Source organism: Flavobacterium sp. CG_9.1 (assembly GCF_015751645.1).
Lineage (GTDB): Bacteria > Bacteroidota > Bacteroidia > Flavobacteriales > Flavobacteriaceae > Flavobacterium > Flavobacterium xanthum.
Genome location: NZ_JADOVC010000007.1, coordinates 93,606 through 112,460 on the forward strand (window position 1 = coordinate 93,606; position 18,855 = coordinate 112,460).

The following is an 18,855-nucleotide window of genomic DNA, read 5'->3' on the forward strand; positions in this document are numbered from 1 at the left end:
AATGAAATTAAAAATATTATTCCCCTTATTATTCTGCTGCTTTTTTAATCAAGTAAAAGCGCAAGATCCAATATTTACTCAATATTTCCTCATTCCCGAAACGCTAAATCCAGGTTTTTCTGGTTTTTTGGAAACAACTTATGCTGGGATTATCCATCGATCGCAGTGGCCAGATTTGGATTTGAAAATTGATACCGATTATGCTTTTATTAATACATGGAGCGAAAATAGCAATAGCGGTATTGGTTTTAGTATTTTGAATCATAGAGAGAACAAAACGCAGTACAGTTTTACTCAATTCAATGTCAATTATGCTTACAGAGTTAGGCTCAATGATAATTGGTATTTTAGACCTGCTATTGAGGTTGGTTTTGGAACCAAATCGTTTGGTTTTGGCAATCTAGTATTAGAAGATCAAATTAATATAGGTTCTGGCACTATCAATCCTACCAGTGGAGATCCTTTAGTACTGAATGATAGATTTAAGTTTTTTGATTTTACCGCAGGGATGGTTTTTAATAATGAGAATGCGTGGTTTGGACTTTCTTTAAAACACATCAACAAACCCAATATTTCTTTTGTTGCTGATAAAAACATCCCTTTGAATATGTTTTTTTCTGCCAGTGGGGGATATGAATTTTTAGTTGTTGATTATTTAGATGTGGCTTTGTTTCCCTATGAAACAAAGTTTTTACTGACAGCGAATTACATGAACCAAGGCGAATACAATCGTTTGGATCTTGGATCTTCCGTTATGTTTAAAACGGTATTTTTTGGTTTGTCTGCTGCTACAAATCCCGGAACCAAGTCAGACAACAGTCATTTAGTGACGTCGTTAAATGTTTTTGGCGGATTACAATATGAGCACTTAAAATTTGGGTTATCACACGATTTTAGTACCTCAAAAATAGGGAAAACAGGAGGGATCTATGAATTGTCCTTGACGTATCAGTTTGATCTTGATGTAAAGTGTTTTGGCTGCCCCAATTATGCAAAAAATTATTGATTTACTCCAGCAACAGGGTCGTAAAAAAATCAAATAAGTGGGCGTTTATTACACAGTGATAGCCTAACGGTATGAAAATAAGAACTAAACCTTTAGATTTACTAATTAAGTAATAAGAATAAAACAATGACGTATTTTTTTTACCATATAAGTCATTGAAGTTTCATTTGTGTAAGACTGATAACTTAAGCAATAATAAGGTCATTTAAGGTTTATTGCTTACATGACTTTTTATGTTAAATAGTATTTCACTCATTTTATAGTACGGCAATGAATAAGTCCAACTACTTATATGAAAATAAAGGCACTTTAATTAGCTTAAAAAAAGAGATTACATAATAATTTAGGCAGCTAGTCAATTTGTCTTTTTGTATTGTAATAAAGGATTGATTTCAAATAAACGTAATAGTGCAATTATTTTCACTGTTACTATAAACACGATTGTAAAGAATTGTCATAGCAGTCTTAATTAAGAAAAGAGACTCTAAAGAACAAAACGTCACTCCTTAACGTCACTCTTAATAAAAAAATTGGTTTTTTAGAAAGTGTTATGCATAAAAAAACCCCTAAACAATTACTGTTTAGGGGTTTGTAAGTAGCGAGACCGAGATTTGAACTCGGGACCTCAGGGTTATGAATCCTGCGCTCTAACCGACTGAGCTATCTCGCCAAATGTTCTAAGGAATACTGCCCTTGAACGCGGGTGCAAATATAAAAATAATATTAGAGCTTGCAAGTATATTTTTAATAAAAAAAAATATTTTTCAAAACACTTTTTTTTTGTAGTTATATTCTATATATTTCGGAAAAATAAAACGCAGCTCATGGATCAAAAAGTACGTTACGAAATCGAGTTCCCCATAAATTCCTCGCCTCAATTATTGTATCAATATATATCGACTCCATCAGGTCTGTCTGAATGGTTTGCCGATAATGTAAATTCTCGTGGTGAATTTTTTACTTTTATTTGGAATGACTCCGAGGAAAAAGCAAGATTAGCCTCCAAGAAAACAGGTGAAAAGGTGAAATTCAAATGGGTTGATGAAAATAGTAAGGATACCGAGTACTTTTTTGAATTGCATATCTTAGTCGACGAACTTACCAAAGACGTTTCTTTAATGGTTGTTGATTTTGCTGATAAAGATGAGGTAGATGAAGCTACACTATTATGGGAAAATCAAATTTCGGATCTGAAACATCTCATTGGTTCTGTATAGTAAAATCATATTTTATGACTTATATTTGCCCTGAATAAAATTTAGGGCTTTTTTTATGATTAATTTTAATGGAACTATCGTGTCGCAAGACGACAATATATTGACCCAAAACCGTGCTTTTTTATACGGTGATGGTGTTTTTGAAACAGTTAAAATAATAAACAATAAAATTCTTTTTTTGGAAGATCATTACTTTAGATTGATGTCTTCCATGCGGGTGGTTCGAATGGAAATCCCCATGAATTTTACTATGGAATATTTGGAAGAGCAAATTCTTTCGGTGGTAGCTGCAAATGGTTGCTCGGCTTCTGCTCGTGCTCGTATTACGGTATATAGAAATGATGGTGGCTATTATTTACCACAAAATAATACAATATCGTTTCTGATTCACAGTCAACCACTTGAAAATACTTTATATGAAATTGAAAAAAAGAATTATGAAGTAGATTTATACAAGGACTTCTATATTACAAAACAATTACTTTCGTCAATAAAAACGACCAATAAAATAATAAATATAACAGGAAGTATTTTTGCAGATGAAAATGGTTTAGACAATTGCTTGTTGCTAAACGATAGTAAAAATGTGGTTGAAGCATTGCAAGGAAATCTCTTTATGTTAGTAGGAAATAAATTAATTACGCCGCCGGTTTCTGAGGGATGCTTAAATGGTGTGATGAGGAGACAAATTCTAAATTTGGCTAAAAAAATAGAAAATTTAGAGGTGGAAGAGACAGTAATCTCTCCGTTTGATCTTCAAAAAGCAGATGAATTATTTGTTACCAACGTTATAAAAGGAATTCAACCGATAACCCAATACCGTAAAAAGAATTTTGAAACGAATACAGCGCTGCAACTGTTAGAAAAACTCAATGAAATGATTAGTAGTACCTAATTTAGGTATGGATTTTCAGGTGCATTGGACCAAATTACATATTCTCCACCTAATTCCATGATTTGTTCTTTCCAGAAATGCGTTGCCGATTTTCCTATGATTTTGTTTTCGTAGCTATTAGCGGTGATGATCCATGAATTGCTCTCCATTTCGCTTTCTAATTGATTTTCGTGCCAGCCGGTATATCCTAAAAAGAATCGGATGTTATCGTTGCTAATTGCTCCTTTATTGATCAGCTCTTTTGTAGATTCAAAATCTCCTCCCCAATAAATTCCATTCGATATCTCAATACTGTTGGGAATCAGTTCTGGAATGTTATGGATAAAATAAAGATTGTCTTGTTCCACGGGACCACCATTGTAAATCTTAAAGCGTGCCTCAATATCTGGTATCAAATCGTGTATCGTGTACTTTAAAGGTTTATTAATAATAAAACCAACGGACCCCTCTTCGTTATAGTCAGCTAATAAAATTACCGATCTATTGAACGACAAATCCCCTATTATCGTAGGCTCTGCTATAAGCAAATAACCTTTTTTTAATTTATCTGTGATCATCGGAGTAGATTTTTTATTAAATTTAAGTTTTTTATTATTATTATGCCAAATAAAATCGTTGAAACGTATAAAAAAACCTTCCAGATGGAAGGTTTTGCTTATATAGGGGCAACTAAAACTAGTTTACCGCACCTTCTAATTCTGCACCTGCTTTAAATTTCACTACATTTTTAGCAGCGATTTGGATAGTTTTTCCTGTTTGAGGATTTCTACCGTCTCTTGCAGCTCTAGCAGAAACAGACCATGATCCGAAACCTACTAAAGATACTCTTCCACCGTTTTTCAAAGTACCTCCTACGTTTCCTAAAAATGACTCTAAAGCTAATTTTGCTGCAGCTTTTGTTATTCCTGCATCAGCAGCGATAGCATCGATTAATTCTGATTTGTTCATAATAATAGTTATTAATTGTTGGTTATAAAAAATTGTTAATACACAAATTTAATAGGAAATACGTTCCTTGCAAGTGTTTTGTGTTAATTTAGTTTATTTTGTTGATAACTTAATTTTTTTGTTCATAAATCAACGATTATTTCTGGTTAAAGTCAAAAAAACCCCGTTTTTGTTGACTTTAATAGGCTTTTGCATCAACTGAAAAAGCAAGCCCATTTAGTAATTCCGGAGTACTCATTTTCTTTTTGCCTGGAAACTGTAGATGAAGTATTTGGATAAATCCGTTTTTTACCGCAACCTTCATTTCTTTTTTGGTACAAATTAAACTCCCAATGGCGTAATTGTGTTCCTCAGTACTTATTGTAGCCTCGTATATTTTAACATTCCATTCTTCATTTTTATCTCCAAAGAAACACCAAGCGGCTGGATAGGGACTCAAACCCCGAATCAGATTGTTTATTTCCAAAGCTGATTTTGTCCAATCGATTTTGCAATTTTCTTTGTTGAGTTTGTAAGCTGTTTTGATTTCGGCGGTGTCTTTTTGGATTTCTCTCGACACATTTCCTTTTTCAATCATTTCCAAAGTGTCAATAACGGTCTTGCTTCCCAATTCCATTAATCGATCATGCAAATGTCCTGCATTTTCGGTTTCATTAATTGGAATTTCTGAACTTAAAATCATTGCCCCAGTATCAATTTTATCATCGATAAAAAAAGTGGTGACCCCCGTTTTAGTTTCTCCATTGATGATTGCCCAATTAATCGGTGCGGCTCCGCGATAATTCGGCAGGAGTGAAGCATGAAGATTAAAAGTGCCTAAAGATGGCATTTCCCATACCACTTTTGGTAACATTCTAAAGGCAACTACAATTTGTAAATTCGCATTCAACGCTTTCAATTCCGATAAAAAAATCTCATCTTTTAGACTGATAGGCTGCAGTAGAGTAAGGTTGTTCGCCAATGCATATTCCTTTACTGCAGAATACTTTAATTTTTGTCCGCGGCCTGCTGGTTTATCTGCAGCAGTGATGACACCTACAACCTCATAGTTGTTTTTGATTATTGTGTCTAATATTCCCACGGCAAATTCGGGTGTACCCATAAAAATAATTCGTAATTTTTCCATTATGATCGTAAAGTATATTTGTTATTTGGTTTAACCAAAATTGTGTTGTTTTCTAATAATTCCTGCAGTACGCCAATAACTTCGTCCGGACTATTTTTAGTTTTGTTTTGAATGTCTCTTGAGTTTAAATCTTCGGCTCGTAATAAAGCAATTATTGCTGTAGAAAGCAGCGATACATCCTTTTTCTTTATTTTCTTGGTAATGCAAAACGAACAAATACCGCAATCTACGGTTGTTTTTTCACCGAAATAATTTAGAATCAACTTGTTTTTGCATACTTTTTTCTCACTGATGTAGTGGATTACAGATTGAAGCTGCTCTTTCTTTAATTGATTTTGATTCTCTAAATGTTTTGAAACCCGATTGATGGTTCTGTCATCTTCGCGAACTTCATTGAAAATTAATGTGGCGTCATTATTTTTCGAATGGTAATCTATAATTTCTTTTTCTTTTAATTTATGTAAAACAGCCTGGATTTCAGTTTCCTTGTGATTTGATTTTTTGGCAATCAGTTGCAGGTTGAAAGCGGTTTGCATTTCGTAAATTCCTGGATACGTGCGCAAAATGGCTAAAATAATTTCCTCGTCGTTTGGATTTAAACTCATATACCGAATCACTTCTTTCGATGAAATCAAGAATTGCAAGGTGATTTTTTCTGAAAATTCCTGGGACAAGCTAATGATTCCTTGTCTATCCAAGAATTGCATGGCATTGTACGTTTTCAAGGTTGGGAATTCATATTTTAAACAAAAATGATGCAAATTGAAGTTGAACTGTTCGTTGATTCCTTCTCCGTAAGCGATTTGAAAATAGTTGCAGAGCTTGACATACATGAGATTCAAAAACTTTTTATCGGGAAGAATATTAATGAATTGGCTTTGAGCCTGAATACTATCAGATGGACTGGTCAATAAAACCGCAAAGGCTCGTTCTCCATTTCTTCCTGCACGTCCGGCTTCCTGATAATAATTTTCCATGTTTTCTGGAAGCTGAATGTGGATGACCGTTTTAACATTGGCTTTGTCAATTCCCATTCCAAAGGCATTGGTAGCCAAAATAACTTGTACTTCTTCGTTCATCCAAGACTGCATGTTTTTGTCTTTTTCTTTGGACGAAAGTCCGCCGTGATAATACGTAGCTTTAAATCCTAGCGAATTCAGTTGGGAAGAAATATCCAGACACGATTTTCTGTTTCGCACATATATTATAGAAGGTTGTGGATTTTTCTTCAGAATTTGTTCTATTCTAAAAAGTTTATCCTCAACCTCAAAAATCATATAAGCAATATTTTCTCTAGCAAATGATTTTTCGAAAACTTGTGGTTTGTGTAATCCCAACTCATTGATAATATCTTCTTTGACTCTTGGAGTCGCAGTGGCGGTCAAGGCTAAAAATGGTACTGTTGGAAAATGCTTTTTTAATTCTGAAATTTTTAAATAAGCAGGTCGGAAATCATGTCCCCATTGGGAAACGCAATGCGCTTCATCGATGGTGATTAAATTGACAGGAAGATTTTTTATTCGTTCCAAAATCCAATCGGACTGAAGACGCTCTGGTGATAAATAAAGGAATTTGTAATTTCCGAATTGGCAATTGTCCAATAAATCAATCATTTCCTCAGATCGAATTCCGCCTGTCAATGCGATGGCTTTGATATTTCGCTTTTGCAAATTGGCTACTTGATCTTTCATCAGCGCTACCAAAGGCGAGACGACGAGGCAAATGCCTTTGTTCATCATTGCCGGAATCTGAAAACAAACTGATTTTCCGCCGCCGGTTGGCATCAGTGCAAAGGTGTCATGACCGCTTAAAACGGAATCGATGATTTCCTTTTGCAGCGACCTGAATTTGTCGTGCTTCCAATATTTTTGAAGAATAGCTACTGCTTCTTGCATAAAGTATAGATTTCATTTCATTGAAAAACAGTCCAAAGCTTAAATCCTAAGCCTGCAGCCTATTTAGAAATTTCATCTAAGATAAAAAGAATTCTGTTATCCATCGTGTCTTTTGGAACTTCTATGAGCTCATAACCGTAATTCTGATAGGTTTCCGTAAGATGATTGTAGATGAGTTTCGCTTGTTCGAAGTTTTCGTAACGTTCGTGATCACTGATATAAATTTCCTCCCAAGGCGGAAGAATGAATATTTTTGAGTAGGTATGTTCGCGGCAAGCGGCATCAAAAGTAGCAGGATAACTATCGCCAATGTAATGCATGTAAGCCAAAACATCGGGAATTCCACGATCGATAAACACAACTTCATGAGGCTCTTTTGTAGCATTTTGAAATTGTTTCTTTCTTCCTTCAAGAAGTAATTCGCTAAATAACAAAGGTTTTTCAAGGAACAATTGCTCGATGCCTTGTTTTTTTGCTTCCAAAGTCACTTCCCGGGAAATTTCGGGATAACAACAATGTCCTTTAGCGACCAATCCGTCGATAATAGTGGTTTTACCTGTTCCTGGACCGCCAATGATAACTATGATTTCTTTTTGCACTTTAAAAAAATAAGGGGCAAATTTACTTAAACTTATCGGGATTTGAAAAAATCATTGCGGTTAAAATGCGATTAGACAAAAAATCATAATTCAAAATTCATAATTTACGTTTGAAACCGTATATTTGCCTTTATTTTTAAATAGAAAATGGATAAAAAGACTGAAGAATTTTATGATAGATTAAAAGTGGAGTTGGATATGAGCAATACATGGCCAGCAGAATACTTATTTAAATTTATTGTACCAACAGAAAGTGACAATGTAGAACGAGTAGAGTTGGCTTTTGATTGTATGGGCGCGGTTATCAAAACCAGAAAATCCAAGACAGGAAAGTTTACCAGCATATCTGTTGATGTCACTGTGAAAGATTCACAAGAAATAGTAGATAAATACCTAGAAGTTTCTACAATAAAAGGTATTATTTCCCTTTAAATACAACACAACATTTTGATGTGCTAATTTCGAATGGTATTACGATTCGAAAAAAAGTCATTAGGAATCAAAACAGATACTTTCGAATATGAATTCAAAATACATTAAAGAAAACTCGAATGATGTTGTGCATCATTTGGAATACAATGCCGAGAGATCGCATTTGATTATTCCAGAGTACGGCCGTCATTTGCAGAAATTGATTGATCAAGCAACTCAAGTTGAAGATGATGTAGAACGCAACAAAGCGGCAAAATACATTATTCAGGTGATGGGTAGTTTGAATCCACATTTGCGTGATGTTCCTGATTTTCAACATAAATTGTGGGATCAGCTGTTTATTATGTCTGATTTTAAATTAGTCGCTGATTCTCCATATCCAATTCCTTCGCGTGAAGTGTTACAGCTGAAACCGGATGTTTTAAAATACCCACAGAATTTTCCAAAATACAGGTACTATGGCAACAACATCAAATATATGATTGATGTGGCTAATAAATGGGAAGATGGCGAGATGAAAAGTGCGTTGGTGAAAGTGATTGCCAATCACATGAAAAAATCATACTTGAGTTGGAATAAAGACACGGTGAAAGATGATGTGATTTTCGAACATTTATATGAACTGTCCGATGGTAAATTGAATTTGATTCAAAGTACCGAAGAATTATTAAACACCACAGATTTATTGCGAACCAATAAACGGGTTTCGAATAAAATCTTACCGGTTGGTCAACCAAAAATTCTTAGCAATAAGAATATAAAAACGGGAAAACCAAATCCAGTTCACAAAAACCAAAATAGAAAACCTTTGTAAGGAAGTTATCAATTAGGGGTTTTTAGTTATGAATTTTTTATAACTTCTAGCGCTCAATTTTTAACTTATATCTAATAATTTATAACTCATAACTGTAAAAAATGGGAATTTTCAAAATAGAAGGAGGCATTAGTCTAAAAGGAGAAATCACGCCACAAGGAGCTAAAAATGAAGCGTTACAAATTTTATGTGCCGTTCTTTTGACTCCTGAAAAAGTAACTATCAATAATATCCCGGATATTATCGATATCAATAAACTAATTACGCTTTTAGGAAATTTGGGAGTTAAAATCCAAAAAAACGGATCTGGTTCGTATACTTTTCAAGCAGATGAGGTGAACATACAATATCTGGAAACTGAGGCATTCAAAAAAGAAGGCGGTTCTCTAAGAGGTTCTATTATGATTGTTGGACCACTTTTGGCCCGATTTGGAAAAGGATATATTCCAAAACCAGGTGGTGATAAAATTGGACGCCGAAGATTGGATACGCATTTTGAAGGATTCATTAATCTGGGCGCTAAATTCCGTTACAACAGAGAAGATCATTTTTATGGTGTAGAAGCACCAAAAGGATTGAAAGGTGCCGATATGTTATTAGATGAAGCATCCGTAACCGGAACTGCAAATATTGTTATGGCTGCCGTTTTGGCCAAAGGAAAAACAACCGTTTATAACGCTGCTTGTGAGCCTTACTTGCAACAATTGTGTAAGATGTTGAATTCCATGGGAGCTAAAATAACAGGAGTTGGGTCTAATTTATTGACTATTGAAGGAGTAGAAAGTTTAGGCGGTTGCGAACATAGAATTCTTCCGGATATGATTGAAATCGGAAGTTGGATTGGTCTTGCTGCCATGACAAAATCAGAAATAACTATAAAGGATGTGAGCTGGGACAACCTTGGATTAATCCCAAATACATTTAGAAAATTAGGAATCACATTGGAACGCAGAGGCGATGATATTTACATTCCTGCTCACGTAGATGGGTATGAAGTAAAAACGGATATTGACGGTTCTATTTTGACAATTGCTGATGCGCCTTGGCCTGGATTTACTCCGGATTTATTAAGCATTGTTTTAGTGGTAGCCACTCAAGCAAAAGGCGATGTTTTGATTCACCAAAAAATGTTTGAAAGCAGATTGTTTTTCGTCGACAAATTAATTGACATGGGAGCAAAAATCATGTTATGTGATCCACACCGTGCTGTTGTTATGGGACATGATTTTAAATCACAACTGAAAGCAACCACAATGTCCTCACCAGATATTCGTGCGGGAATCTCCTTATTGATAGCTGCGCTTTCTGCAAAAGGAACGAGTACAATTCAAAATATTGAACAAATTGACAGAGGATACGAGCGTATTGACGAACGATTGAGAGCTATTGGAGCGAATATTGTACGCGCGTAAATAACATAAATCATAAAAAAATATCGTTTAAGTAAACCAGAAAGGATTTTAATATAAAATTCAATTCGGTTTACTTAAACGATTTTAGTTTTACTTCACCTATAAATAAAATACATGTCAAGCGAACAAACGGCAATCAAGGCGACTTATTTTAGTATCATAGGAAACACTTGCCTGGCAATTATAAAAGGTTTAGCCGGTTTTTTTGGAAATTCGTATGCCCTAATTGCAGACGCTATTGAATCAACGACTGATATTTTTGCTTCTTTTTTGGTGTTGTTTGGAATCAAATATTCCAATAGACCCGCGGATAAAAACCATCCTTACGGACACGGTAGGGCAGAACCTTTGATTACTTTTTTAGTGGTAGGTTTTTTAATTACTTCGGCTACGATTATTGCCTATGAAAGTATCATCAATATTGGAACGCCGCATCAATTGCCAAAACCGTGGACATTAATCGTTCTGGCTGCAATCATCATTTGGAAAGAATATTCTTTTCGAATCGTGATGAAAAGAAGCATTCAAACTAATAGTTCCTCACTAAGAGCCGATGCTTGGCACCATCGCAGCGATGCAATAACCTCTGTGGCGGCATTTCTTGGGATTTCCGTTGCATTAATTTTAGGGAATGGTTACGAATCTGCTGATGATTGGGCAGCACTTTTTGCTTCGGGATTCATACTTTATAACAGTTACCTTATTTTCAGACCCGCTTTGGGCGAAATAATGGACGAGCATTTATACGATGATTTGATCGAGCAAATCCGAATGATTTCTATTCAGGTGGATGGAATTATTGATACCGAGAAATGTTTCATTCGAAAAGCCGGTATGCAATATCACGTGGATTTACATGCAACGGTTGATTCAAATATTACGGTGAAAGAAGGGCACGATCTCGCTCATAAACTAAAAGATACTTTGAGGGAAAAAATCCCGGAATTGGGACATGTGTTAATTCATGTGGAACCAAATGATTAGATTGGTATCCAATAAAATAAAAAAAGGCACCGAAATTATTTTCGAGTGCCTTTTTTAATTTACTTATATTTTGTCACATCGAGCGCAGTCGAGATGCACTAAGTGTTCTCATCTAAACTCGAACTGATAAATAGAATCTTTGTTTACTCCAATATATTCAAAAACTTTAGCCCAAAAACAACTCCGTCACCTTGAAAACCATTTTGGTAGGAACGTACATAATCAACACGAAGCATTTTAAATTTACCAAAACCTAAATTGTCTAGCCCAACTGTGACTTCAGTATAAGGTTTGTTATTAGGAGTAGACAATGCATGAGCACCTATTATCAAAGTTGATTTTAGTTTGTTCAACAATGGTATTTTATTTATGATATAGCCTTTATCATTGTATTCCGTATGCGCTTCAAAATAGCTGTCATTCGTACTGTTAGAATAGTACGGAAGCAAATTAAAAACATTCAAATAGCGTGCTGATTGTCCTATGTGGGTTTGATTTCCATTAAAATGCTTGTAATCTATAAAAGCAATATTATCTGCATTCAGAAATTTTCCTGCTTTTAGATTCAATCCTAAAACGCCTTTATTCCCCAGTGTCAAATCATACGTTATTCGGGTATTGAAATGGTCAAACTCATACTTCTTTTCGTTTGCCGCAACTGCTTTTTCGTAACCTAAATACAGCGTTGGATATTTTTCATTTCGGATGTTGAATTTTCCATCGGGACGGGAGGAATATTTATTTCCAAAATTGATTCTTGCAAGCAAATTAATTTTCGTCAAATGATGCTTTTCAAAAGCAGGACTAGCGAAATCATTCGGAGCCAACGGATTATTCGACGTGTATAAATCGGCTTTGCTAAACAAAGAAAAATCAGTATTGTTAAATAATGGTTTGCGTTGCTGGTAGTCTATTTTTCCATTTAGATTTACACCATTTGCAATATCTTGGCTGTAGCCAATTGCAACCGATTCCAGATTATACAGCTTCATGAAATTGTTCTTGAAAGCCAAAGAACTTATTGTATTTATCACTTTGCTAATCGGCTCATTTGGATTAAATTGCTTTACGGAACTACCACCAGTCATATATAAAGTGGCATAATTCTGATTATTGAAACGGTGGATAAATTGTCCAGTGACGCGCAAACGATCTTCAGCAAAACCATAATTGAGTTTGGTACTGATCGAAGTATATATTCCTTTACTTTCCTGATTTTTCCAGTTGGTGTATCGGAACCCCGAATCAAAATTATATCCTTGAACGGTATTGAAACTGAGCGAACCAAGATTTAATAATCCTTCGTAACTAAAACTGTGTTTTTTGGTGCTATTTTTATAGGTGTAGCCGGTCAGCAGCTTTAATGGTTTGAATTTATTTCCTTTGGAATCAATTGCATCTAAGTATTTTTCTGAATTTCGAACTTTGTAAATGCTGTCTTTTCTAACATAATCCGTACTTTCTTCTATTGTTAACGGAATGGGTCTGTTCGCATTCCAAAATAAGCTGTCTTTTTTATTGGCATTTATTTCGATGCGCGTAATTTCATTTGTAAATGTTTTGGGAGCAAATGCATTTATGAACTCGTAATTACTATACACGTAATTGTATTTTCCAGTAAATTTGATACCAAAAGCACCAGCTGTAATTTCGAGACTTTGGGTGTTTTTGGCCCAGATTTTATTGCTTTTGTTGTAGCTAAAGTTCTGTTTTAAGGTCATCACATCCAGAAACTCTTCTTTTATTCGGTAGCCTTTTATATCTAAATCAACAGCGTAAATTGCCCAGGAATCTTCTACAATGTAAATATATCCTTCAAAAACGGGTTCGCTATCGCGCTTTGCAATTACTTTTATTTTGTTAATCATGTTGGCATTCTCGTCAATAAATGTGCTTTCTAACTTGTAATTATAGTAGTTAAAAGCATTATTCGCTATAGGAGAAATCATTTGAATGCCAAAATCGATAGTGTTGTCATAGAAATCATAGAACGAAGATCTGGCCGTATTGTAGCTGTAGCCATTGTTGCTGCCACTTACTTTTGAGGCTGTAACGACTTCTTTTAAATTGTTGGGTTTTTCAAAAGCTATTTTAGAAAAGGTCTCAGACAATGAAATAATTCCGGTTCCGGTAGAATCCAAAGCACCATCCAAGTCGCCAATTTTTTGCCCTAATATTTTTTTAGGTGCATTTTTTAGTTTAAAAATACCTCTGGAATAAAAGTCGGCGTTGAATCGATTGGTTTTTTCGGTGTTTTGTTTCCTGCGGGCAATCGCACTTTTTATAATTGCCAAAGCCGGATTGTTTTTTTTATTGATGATTACTTCGTTTAATGAGAAACTCTCTTCGATCATTTTGATGTTCAACGAATAAGGTAATTTATCAATTTGGATGGCTACTTTTTGGGTTTTAAAACCTAAAAACTGAAAAACAACGGATTGTTTTCCTTTTTTATTTAAGTTGAACTCGTAATTTCCCTGTTCGTTAGAAGTAGTTCCATTATAGGTGTCTTCCTGGAAAATAGTGACAAAAGGCAAGGGATTTCCTTTTTCGTCTGAAACAGTTCCTTTTATTTGTGCATGGCTGCCAAATGAAGCTAAGAAGAGCAGAAGTAAGTAGTATTTTTTCATGAAAGTTTTTTCTCTCACAAAAATAGAAGAAGTTTAAAAAGAGCCTATTAATTATTTGTTAAAGATTTCTTTGGAAGGTAATTATAATGTAGAACTACAAAAAAGATTGTATCGCGAGTTCGTAACTCTTTAAACCAAAACCCAGAATAACTCCTTTGGCATTTCCTGAAATATAGGATTGATGTCTAAAGCTTTCACGTGAAAAAGTATTCGAAATATGGACTTCAACAACTGGAGCTGTAATGGCTTTTACGGCGTCGCCAATTCCTATAGAAGTATGCGTGTACGCTCCAGCATTTAAGATAATTCCATCGAATGAAAAACCGTATTCTTGAATTTTATCGATTAATTCACCTTCAATATTACTTTGAAAATAAGTAAATTCAATCGTTGGAAATTGGATTTGCAAAGTGGTAAAATATTCTTCAAAAGTTTGACTTCCATAAATTTCTGGTTCGCGTTTACCAAGAAGGTTGAGGTTTGGTCCGTTGATGATACTAATTTTCATAATACTTGTTTTGGTAAAAATAAAAAAACCGTTCCAATTTATAGAACGGTTTAGTAAATTTAATTTTATAGTAGTGCTAGAATTTAAATCCAGCTGAAATTTGAAGCACGGAATTCTTAACTTCTGCTTCTTTTGAAGCTTCAGTTAATCCTAATACATAACGTCCTTGAATAAAAAAGTTTTTAGTGACATTCAAACTCAATCCGCCTGCTACTCCAAACTCAAAAGTCTCTGCATTTTTGACATCAAATTCGTTTCTTTCACTTAATAAAAAAGACGCTTGTGGACCAAGATCCAAACTCACAGTTTTGTTTAGGTTAAATTTGGCCAAAACCGGAATCGATAAATAACCCAATTCATTTTTGAATTCTTCAACCGCATTTTTGTAAGTTGCTCCCTGAGTTGAATACAGTAATTCAGGTTGTATCGAGAAACCATCTGTTAATTTAAGTTCAGCTACTAAACCCGCATGATAGCTGGTTATCGCATCAGTATTGTAATTGTCACTGTTTACCGTGATTTGACTACCATTTTGGTTTGCGTAATTTAAACCACCTTTAAATCCAAATCGTACTAACTGTGCTTGCATATCTACTGATGCGGCAAGAAGCACTACTGCTACTAGAATTATTTTTTTCATAATTTTTTTTTATTGATTATTATTAATTGAAATGGGACTCTTACTTAAAACTGTTTTCTTTATTAATTATTGTGAACCATTTCAATTATGCAAAAAGCAAAAATTGGTCCAAAAATTTCACAAATTGTTCCTCGTTGCCTTTTTCTAGTGCATTTTTATGGGTGTACAAGCTTTTTTTTAATCTAATTGTTTAAATAATAGCGTGTTATATTTCGTGCAATTATTCTGTATTTAATTTTTTTATTTAGTATTAATTTTTAAATGATCACTTAAGAAGGTACTATTTATATTTTATGTGGCATTGGATGATTTAATTTTTATCCAGTAAAAAATGTTAACAACTTGTAATGGTAAGAAGTGTATTACTTTAAAATTAGTATAATTTTATAGTCCTATTAATAAAAAATTTAAAAAATGAAAAAAGTTATTTTATCAGTATGTATTGGTTTGTTTTGTCTCAGCGGAAACGCACAAAATGAAGGTGGTTTTAGAGTGGGCTTAGATTTAGGTGCTGTTCCAACAAACGGTGGTGGAGGAATCTTGCTGTCATTAGAACCAAAATACAATATTAAAGATAATATGAATGTTGGTTTACGTATAGGAGTAGCTGCGATTGTTCGCGATATAAATGATTCGGGTGCCACTACTAGTGCAAAAGTGGCTGCTAATGGTTCGTATGTTGCTACTTATGATTATTATTTCAACGGCGCGGGGAAATCTTTTGTTCCTTATATAGGCGCTGGTGCGGGTTATTATAGTATTGCAAATGTAGAGGTGGATGATACGGATAATAACAATGATTTTACTGTAGATGCAACCGGTAAAATGGGAGGATTAGTTCGTGGTGGTTTTGAGTGGGGAAAATTCAGAGTGGGATTAGAATATAATTTAGTGCCTGAATCAACTTTACAAGATATCAATGGAAATAATCAAGGTACTGTAGCAAATTCCTATGTTGGGATTCATCTAGGATTTTATGTAGGTGGCGGTAAATGGGGAAAATAGTTTTTCAAGTTTAAATTGTTTAAAAACCACTCTTAGCAGTGGTTTTTTTTAGCTCAAAAAGAGTTACTTTGTAGCCATGAATTGGGACAGTTATATAAAGAGTTATCAATCGTATCTAAAAATTGAACGCGGTTTGTCAAAGAATACAATAGAAAACTATTCTTTTGATATTGAACGTTTGTATCTTTTTTTAGATCAAAATAATAGTATGGTTTCGCCAATAACTATTGGCGAGGAAATGGTGCAACAATTTATTTATAACATTTCAAAGGAAGTTAATCCACGCTCACAAGCTAGAATTATTTCAGGATTAAAAAGTTTTTTTGGCTATTTAATTTTTGAAGAGTATCGAAAGGACAACCCCTTAGAAAGTATTGAAACGCCTAAAACAGGTCGGAAGTTACCTGATGTTTTAGCTGTAGATGAAATCGACAGACTTATAGAAGCCATTGACTTTACTACAAATGAAGGGGAACGTAACCGAGCCATACTGGAAACTCTCTATGGTTGTGGTCTAAGAGTATCTGAACTAGTTGCATTAAAAATATCCGATTTATTTTTTGAAGAAGGTTTTATTAAAATCACAGGAAAGGGAAACAAACAACGTTTTGTTCCTATTAGTGAAATCACTCAAAAGTACATTCAGTTATACCGCAAAACTATTAGAAATAATGTAAATATCCAAAAAGGATTTGAAGATACTTTGTTTTTAAATCGACGCGGGAGGCAGTTAACTAGAGCTATGATTTTTACCATTATTAAAAATTTAGCGGTAAAAATAGATTTACATAAAACAATTAGTCCGCATACTTTGCGGCATTCTTTTGCCACACATCTTTTAGAAAATGGTGCTGATTTACGTTCCATTCAGTTAATGCTAGGCCACGAATCGATAACAACAACAGAAATTTATGTGCATCTTGATCGAAAGTTTTTGACGGAAGTGCTGCATTCATTTCATCCACGAAAGAATTTTTGATTGCCTTTAGTAAACTCAAAAAAAGCCACCGTCTATAGTAATGATAAGACACAAAAAAGACCTGATGAATTTTTTCATTAGGTCTTTTTTTATTTCTCCTTTGGATAGGCTGAAGGATGTTACTTGGCAATATTCACCGCTCTTGTCTCGCGAATAACAGTTACTTTAACTTGTCCAGGATAAGTCATCTCTGTTTGGATTTTTTGTGAGATATCAAAGGATAAACTAGCAGCGTTTTCATCTGAAACTTTTTCACTTTCCACAATGACACGAAGCTCTCTACCAGCTTGAATAGCGTACGCATTTTTCACACCGCTAAATCCGTAAGCTACTTCTTCAAGATCTTTCAAACGTTGAATGTAAGAATCCAATACTTGTCTTCTTGCTCCTGGTCTTGCTCCTGAAATGGCATCACAAACCTGAATGATTGGCGATAATAATGATTTCATTTCAATTTCATCGTGGTGCGCTCCAATGGCGTTACACACTTCTTCTTTTTCACCATATTTCTCCGCCCACTGCATTCCTAACAAGGCATGTGGTAAATCACTTTCAGCATCGGGTACTTTACCAATATCGTGCAATAAACCAGCACGTTTCGCTAGTTTTACATTTAAACCTAGTTCAGCTGCCATAATTCCGCAAAGTTTAGAAACTTCACGAGAGTGCTGCAATAAATTCTGACCATAAGAAGATCGGTATTTCATACGTCCTACTACTTTAATTAATTCAGGGTGTAAACCGTGAATTCCTAAATCGATTACGGTACGTTTACCCACTTCAATAATTTCATCATCAATTTGTTTCGCAGTTTTAGCAACTACTTCTTCAATACGTGCGGGATGAATTCTTCCGTCAGTCACTAATTTGTGCAAAGCCAAACGTGCAATTTCTCGACGTACAGGATCAAAACAAGAAAGGATAATAGCTTCTGGTGTGTCATCTACAATGATTTCTACGCCAGTTGCGGCCTCTAGTGCACGGATATTTCTACCTTCACGACCAATGATTCTACCTTTTACATCATCTGATTCTATGTTGAACACAGAAACGCAGTTTTCTACCGCTTCTTCTGTACCAACTCTCTGTATTGTATTGATGATTATTTTTTTAGCCTCTTGTTGCGCTGTCAATTTAGCTTCTTCAATCGTGTCTTGTATGTGAGACATCGCTTTGCTTTTAGCTTCCGCTTTCAAACCTTCTACTAATTGGTTCTTCGCTTCTTCAGCAGATAAACCAGAGATTACCTCTAATTGTTGCAATTGACTTTTATGCAATTTTTCAACTTCAGCTTGTTTTTTGTCTAGATTCTCAATTTTAGAAGTGTATTCTGTAGTTTTAGATTCAAAATCATCATTAACTTTTTTAGCTTTTGATAATTCATTTGAAATTTGAGATTCTTTGTCACGAACTCTTTTTTCTATTTCAGCAACCTTTTTATCCCGGGATAAAATAACTTGTTCATGTTCTGATTTTAATTCAATAAATTTCTCTTTAGCTTGTAGAATTTTATCTTTCTTTATGTTTTCGGCTTCAAGATTTGCATCTTTCAAAATGGAAGCCGCTTCTTTTTTTGAATTTTTTATTAAGTTAGATATGTTGCTTTTTTCTATCAATTTGGCGATACCAAAACCCGCTGCAATCCCTATAATTCCTGAAATAATAATCGTTAATATGTTGTCCATGTTTGTTAAAATTTATATATAAAAAAGCCTACATTAGAGTGATTGAATAAACTCGAAAAGACAAGTTTTGAGCTAACTCA

18 protein-coding genes and 1 tRNA gene are annotated in these 18,855 nt (G+C 34.4%); 9 read left to right on the top strand and 10 right to left on the bottom strand.

The window, feature by feature from the left end; all coding sequences use genetic code 11:
* Window position 1 precedes the first annotated feature (1 nt).
* On the top strand, window positions 2-1,006 hold the full coding sequence (locus IWX83_RS05695) for a PorP/SprF family type IX secretion system membrane protein (protein WP_196828263.1): 1,005 nt from the start codon (window positions 2-4) through the stop codon (window positions 1,004-1,006).
* 596 nt (window positions 1,007-1,602) lie between these two features.
* Here the strand turns inward: IWX83_RS05695 and IWX83_RS05700 are convergent.
* Window positions 1,603-1,676: transfer RNA gene (locus IWX83_RS05700), tRNA-Met, on the bottom strand.
* A 154-nt stretch (window positions 1,677-1,830) separates the two neighbouring features.
* Here IWX83_RS05700 and IWX83_RS05705 point away from each other — a divergent pair.
* Complete coding sequence (locus IWX83_RS05705) at window positions 1,831-2,223, top strand: START-like domain-containing protein (protein ID WP_066077711.1); 393 nt, start codon at window positions 1,831-1,833, stop codon at window positions 2,221-2,223.
* 55 nt (window positions 2,224-2,278) lie between these two features.
* Window positions 2,279-3,118, top strand: a complete 840-nt coding sequence (locus IWX83_RS05710) for an aminotransferase class IV (RefSeq protein WP_196828265.1) — start codon at window positions 2,279-2,281, stop codon at window positions 3,116-3,118.
* Here IWX83_RS05710 and IWX83_RS05715 read toward each other — a convergent pair.
* From IWX83_RS05715 to IWX83_RS05735, 5 genes are all read right to left on the bottom strand, one after another.
* The gene (locus IWX83_RS05715; protein WP_073350747.1) at window positions 3,115-3,675 is read right to left on the bottom strand and encodes a YqgE/AlgH family protein; all 561 of its coding nucleotides are present in this window, start codon (window positions 3,673-3,675) and stop codon (window positions 3,115-3,117) included. The genes IWX83_RS05710 and IWX83_RS05715 overlap by 4 nt on opposite strands.
* Before the next feature lie 118 nt (window positions 3,676-3,793).
* Window positions 3,794-4,066, bottom strand: coding sequence for an HU family DNA-binding protein (locus IWX83_RS05720; RefSeq protein ID WP_066077716.1), 273 nt, complete (start codon window positions 4,064-4,066; stop codon window positions 3,794-3,796).
* Window positions 4,067-4,244: 178 nt separating this feature from the next.
* Complete coding sequence (fmt, locus tag IWX83_RS05725) at window positions 4,245-5,192, bottom strand: methionyl-tRNA formyltransferase (protein ID WP_196828267.1); 948 nt, start codon at window positions 5,190-5,192, stop codon at window positions 4,245-4,247.
* Window positions 5,192-7,087 (bottom strand): ATP-dependent DNA helicase RecQ, encoded by a 1,896-nt coding sequence (locus tag IWX83_RS05730; RefSeq protein ID WP_196828269.1) that lies wholly within the window; start codon window positions 7,085-7,087, stop codon window positions 5,192-5,194. Before IWX83_RS05730 ends, fmt begins: the two co-directional genes overlap by 1 nt.
* Window positions 7,088-7,146: 59 nt before the next feature.
* Window positions 7,147-7,686 carry an ATP-binding protein gene (locus IWX83_RS05735; RefSeq protein ID WP_196828271.1) on the bottom strand — a complete coding sequence of 180 codons (540 nt, stop codon included), beginning with the start codon at window positions 7,684-7,686 and terminating at the stop codon, window positions 7,147-7,149.
* Between the two features lie 147 nt (window positions 7,687-7,833).
* Here IWX83_RS05735 and IWX83_RS05740 point away from each other — a divergent pair, with 147 nt between their 5' ends.
* From IWX83_RS05740 to IWX83_RS05755, 4 genes are all read left to right on the top strand, one after another.
* Window positions 7,834-8,118 (top strand): DUF493 family protein, encoded by a 285-nt coding sequence (locus IWX83_RS05740; protein WP_196828273.1) that lies wholly within the window; start codon window positions 7,834-7,836, stop codon window positions 8,116-8,118.
* 88 nt (window positions 8,119-8,206) lie between these two features.
* Window positions 8,207-8,932 carry a DUF4290 domain-containing protein gene (locus IWX83_RS05745; protein WP_196828275.1) on the top strand — a complete coding sequence of 242 codons (726 nt, stop codon included), beginning with the start codon at window positions 8,207-8,209 and terminating at the stop codon, window positions 8,930-8,932.
* A gap of 101 nt (window positions 8,933-9,033) precedes the next feature.
* The gene (murA, locus tag IWX83_RS05750) at window positions 9,034-10,344 is read left to right on the top strand and encodes a UDP-N-acetylglucosamine 1-carboxyvinyltransferase (protein ID WP_196828277.1); all 1,311 of its coding nucleotides are present in this window, start codon (window positions 9,034-9,036) and stop codon (window positions 10,342-10,344) included.
* A 114-nt stretch (window positions 10,345-10,458) separates the two neighbouring features.
* Window positions 10,459-11,328 carry a cation diffusion facilitator family transporter gene (locus IWX83_RS05755; protein ID WP_073350768.1) on the top strand — a complete coding sequence of 290 codons (870 nt, stop codon included), beginning with the start codon at window positions 10,459-10,461 and terminating at the stop codon, window positions 11,326-11,328.
* Window positions 11,329-11,471: 143 nt separating this feature from the next.
* On the opposite strand, the gene IWX83_RS05760 is transcribed toward IWX83_RS05755, so the two are convergent.
* The 3 genes from IWX83_RS05760 to IWX83_RS05770 form a co-directional block, all read right to left on the bottom strand.
* Window positions 11,472-13,958, bottom strand: a complete 2,487-nt coding sequence (locus IWX83_RS05760; RefSeq protein ID WP_196828279.1) for a DUF5686 and carboxypeptidase regulatory-like domain-containing protein — start codon at window positions 13,956-13,958, stop codon at window positions 11,472-11,474.
* Between the two features lie 94 nt (window positions 13,959-14,052).
* The gene (gene aroQ, locus IWX83_RS05765) at window positions 14,053-14,466 is read right to left on the bottom strand and encodes a type II 3-dehydroquinate dehydratase (RefSeq protein ID WP_196828281.1); all 414 of its coding nucleotides are present in this window, start codon (window positions 14,464-14,466) and stop codon (window positions 14,053-14,055) included.
* A gap of 76 nt (window positions 14,467-14,542) precedes the next feature.
* Window positions 14,543-15,106, bottom strand: coding sequence for a porin family protein (locus IWX83_RS05770; RefSeq protein WP_196828283.1), 564 nt, complete (start codon window positions 15,104-15,106; stop codon window positions 14,543-14,545).
* A gap of 414 nt (window positions 15,107-15,520) precedes the next feature.
* Between IWX83_RS05770 and IWX83_RS05775 the strand changes: the two genes are divergently transcribed.
* A complete protein-coding gene (locus IWX83_RS05775; protein ID WP_196828285.1) occupies window positions 15,521-16,111 on the top strand; it encodes a hypothetical protein in 591 nt (196 codons plus the stop codon).
* A gap of 76 nt (window positions 16,112-16,187) precedes the next feature.
* On the top strand, window positions 16,188-17,090 hold the full coding sequence (gene xerD, locus IWX83_RS05780; protein WP_196828287.1) for a site-specific tyrosine recombinase XerD: 903 nt from the start codon (window positions 16,188-16,190) through the stop codon (window positions 17,088-17,090).
* Between the two features lie 119 nt (window positions 17,091-17,209).
* Here xerD and rny read toward each other — a convergent pair whose 3' ends face one another.
* Window positions 17,210-18,775, bottom strand: a complete 1,566-nt coding sequence (rny, locus tag IWX83_RS05785; protein ID WP_196828289.1) for a ribonuclease Y — start codon at window positions 18,773-18,775, stop codon at window positions 17,210-17,212.
* Between the last annotated feature and the right edge of the window lie 80 nt (window positions 18,776-18,855).